The 3,159-nt window shown below is 64.2% G+C and carries 2 protein-coding genes and 3 pseudogenes; 1 reads left to right on the top strand and 4 read right to left on the bottom strand.

The window, feature by feature from the left end:
• Positions 1–122 precede the first annotated feature (122 nt).
• Positions 123–380, top strand: a pseudogene (locus G9373_RS44895) (penicillin-binding protein); the annotation flags it as partial.
• Positions 381–429: 49 nt separating this feature from the next.
• Here G9373_RS44895 and G9373_RS44890 read toward each other — a convergent pair.
• From G9373_RS44890 to G9373_RS46090, 4 genes and pseudogenes are all read right to left on the bottom strand, one after another.
• Entirely contained in the window at positions 430–723 is a 294-nt protein-coding gene (locus G9373_RS44890; RefSeq protein WP_167121254.1) for a hypothetical protein, read from the bottom strand.
• Positions 724–818: 95 nt separating this feature from the next.
• A pseudogene (locus tag G9373_RS47520) lies at positions 819–1,079 on the bottom strand (alpha/beta hydrolase); the annotation flags it as partial.
• An 85-nt stretch (positions 1,080–1,164) separates the two neighbouring features.
• Positions 1,165–1,770 (bottom strand): annotated as a pseudogene (locus G9373_RS44885) (3-keto-5-aminohexanoate cleavage protein); the annotation flags it as partial.
• 371 nt (positions 1,771–2,141) lie between these two features.
• Entirely contained in the window at positions 2,142–2,339 is a 198-nt protein-coding gene (locus G9373_RS46090) for a hypothetical protein (RefSeq protein WP_206033976.1), read from the bottom strand.
• Between the last annotated feature and the right edge of the window lie 820 nt (positions 2,340–3,159).

The following is a 3,159-nucleotide window of genomic DNA, read 5'->3' as shown; positions in this document are numbered from 1 at the left end:
CCCGCTGCACAGGGTCTACCTCGAACAACCCACCATCATCGAGATCATCAGGCACGCCCCATCATCTCGCATACCCGACCATCACCCGAACACCCCGCCCGGCGTGTTACCGACCCACGCTCCTAGGGACCGTCGTGATCAACTTCCGCGGCAAAGATGGCCAGCTCGTCGGCAACATGAGCGACGCCCCGGATGGCATCTACCTGCCGGATGAGCAGACAGTCCCGAATCTCGGTCTTGCGCTGTACAAGACCGACTATGGGCTCGACCTTGGCCCCGACCTCAAACCCACCGGCACCCGATCCAACTTCGTTCGGGGGTCCGATGGGAATGTCGCCTGGTTCAGCAACCACGGACGGCTCTACCGGCACCTGCAGTAAATAGCCAATCTACCCCGGGGAAGCCGGTGGCGCAATGCGAAATTTTGAATCAGTTCACAGTCCTGGCTTTTGCTGTGGTTCTCGCCAGCGGGGCATGTTCGAGTTCGCCGTCCAGCTCGCCGCCGACCACCGTGGACCATCCGCCGGCGCAGTTTGTCGAGGGGCCCTGCGCGAAGACACCGGAACCGGTGCCACTGCTGGCCAACGCTCGCTGCGGAGAGCTGGTCGTGCCGGCAAACCGCACAAAGGCAAATGGTCCGACTATGCGGTTGGCCATCGCGATCATTCCCTCGGAAACGCAGCCACCCACCAAGGAACCAATCGTGGGGGCCGGATCGGTCATCTGATGTAGTACCGGGGCGGTGGATTGGATAAGGTCCATTATCGGAACTTCGATAATGACTGCCTGACAGGATATTTGGTACATACTCCGGTCTCCGGCCTGCTCGTGGTGTTCGCAGGTGCACGGCGATCAGGACACCGGCGCTGTGCGTCACCAGGACCACCTGGCCCCTCGACCTGGGCGAAGACCGCGTCGAGAGCGGCGATCCGGGCCGCCGGCCTCAGCTTGTCGTGCGCGAGCGGCGGAACGACGCGCACCCTGTCGAGTCGATCGGCGAGCAGAGTCTGCGAGTGCTCGGCGACGTGGTCACGCAGGCCGGGCGCGATGACCACGGTCGGTCCGCCGTTGCTGTTCATCGCTCTACCAAAGATGTTCTCTCACAGAATGACCGGCGGGGCCCCGACGTTCACGTCGGACCCCGACCTCGGTCAGCGGTTCAGGTCAGGCGTGCCGGGTGAAGCCGACCTGACCGGGCTTGCGGTTCGGCGCGAAGCCCAGCTTGGCAAGGGTCTCGTCCGCGTCACGGTAGGTTTCGCCGATCCGGTAGATCTCGCGGGCCTCCTTGCCGGTGGCAACCTCGCGGCCGAGTTCGCCGGCGATCCGGACCAGCTGCTGGATCTGCTGGACCGAGGCGAATTTCTCGCCCTTGCGGCCCCAGATGGTGTCTTCGTTGCCGCAGCGGGTGTGCAGGCCCATCGCGATCGCCATCGCGTTGACCGGCAGCACGCTGCGCATCAGGGTCTCGAGCGTCAGGCACGCACCGTCCGGGACCCGCTGGATGAAGTTCATGATGTTGTACGGGTTCGGGCCGTCGAAGCCGCCACCGATGCCGACCCACGTCAGATTCAGTGGGCCGGTGTACACGCCGCGGCGGATCAGCCGTTCCATGGTCTCGAGCTGGGGGATGCTCGACAGCTGGAAGTGCGGCTGAATGCCCTTGGCCTGCAGCCGGCGCAGGTGCTCCTCGACCCACGTCGGGCCGGCGGGCACCGTCATCTCCCGGTAGGTCTCCATGAGCTCCGGACGCGCGAGCGACGTGCCGGCGATGGCTTTCCGGGTTTGCGACGGCCCGGGCCGCGCGTGGTCGTCGCTCGCGCCGCCCTTGCTTGCGCTCATCGTCGTCACCGCTGCCTCGATCCAGGATCGCGACGCCGCGCACCGACTGCTGGCCGCGCTGCGCGGTAGATTCTCCACCGTCCGGCTGGCCTGGGCCGACGGCGGTTACCCCGGACGATTGCCCGTCTGGGCGAAAGACGTTCTCGCCCTGCCTATAGAGATCATCAAACGCATCCCCGGCAGCACGGGTTTCCACGTCCGGCCCGCGTGTGGGTGGTCGAGAGAAGTTTCGCATGGATCAACAAGCACCGCCGCTGCGTGCGCGACTACGAAACCAGACCCGACCACCACGAAGCCATGGTTCACATCGCGATGATCGCGACCATGACCAGGCGACTTGCCCGGACCTGACGGTTTTCAAACACACTCTGAGCTGGAAAGCCTGCCAGGCCCTCGACCTCTAGTTGCCCAGCGTCTTCGAACTGGCCGTGCAGGCGAAGATCTACGGCTCCCGAAACCGCGGTGAAGGTCATCACCGACCTGATGCGGATCGTCGGCATCGACAGCTACAACCACGATCTACCGCTCGCACGCCTGCTGCAGGATGCGGTGGTGCTGCCCATATTCGACGGCGGGAACATGGGTGTGCGCCGGCTCAGCTCCACACCCTGCTCAGAGGGCCCGACTACGACCCTCTCGCCGCCTCGACCGCCGAGTAGCAAGCCATCTCCCACTCATCCCACGCGTCGGGACCGCCCAGCTCCAGATCACCGTTGTAATCGGCTATCAGGTTGGTTGCGGCCGGACGGAATCGACACGGGAGGGCGCTCGTCGGATCCGTACCGATACCTACCAAACTTGTGTGGATCCGACGATCGTGCCACGCTAGCGAGGCGCAGCGTCGCAGTGTTTCTCCGACAGTGTTAGGGATGACTGCACCATTTGGATTTTGGGCGACAGATCTGTGGCGCTATGCGAAGGTGCATCCCGGAGTCGCCATTCGGCCCATATTGACGACGAGAGTACACGGCCGCAAAGGGCGCTCCCATCACGCTGTGTGAACGTCCTCGCCGCCGACAAGATTGGTGCTTCAATTCCGCGCTTGTGGCCACCGGCCGGGATGGTCCCGCCGACCCGGTGCAACTGGTCCGATTTGCGCGGGCCCCGGCGTAGCGCGACTGGGCTTCGACGCCTCCCCATCAATGTTGTTCCGGTGGCGTCTGCATGTGCCACCTGGCATCCGAAATTAAAGATGTTTCGGTAATTGAGTGAGTGCCGATCATAGGGGAAGCCCGGTGTGGTCGAGGAAGCTGTGGCACAGGTCGTAGTTCGAGCCGATCCGGGTCAGGCCGGTCTCGGTCGCGATGCGGACCTCGTCGA

This window comes from Rhodococcus sp. A14 (genome assembly GCF_011603105.1).
Lineage (GTDB): Bacteria > Actinomycetota > Actinomycetes > Mycobacteriales > Mycobacteriaceae > Rhodococcus_F > Rhodococcus_F opacus.
Note: the sequence above shows the minus strand (reverse complement) of the source record. Positions and strands in the feature narration are given on the sequence as shown.

Coding starts and splice junctions, on each gene's coding strand:
- G9373_RS44890 (WP_167121254.1), bottom strand. CDS start 723: ATGACCGATCCGGCCCCCACGATTGGTTCCTTGGTGGGTGGCTGCGTT.
- G9373_RS46090 (WP_206033976.1), bottom strand. CDS start 2,339: ATGCCGACGATCCGCATCAGGTCGGTGATGACCTTCACCGCGGTTTCG.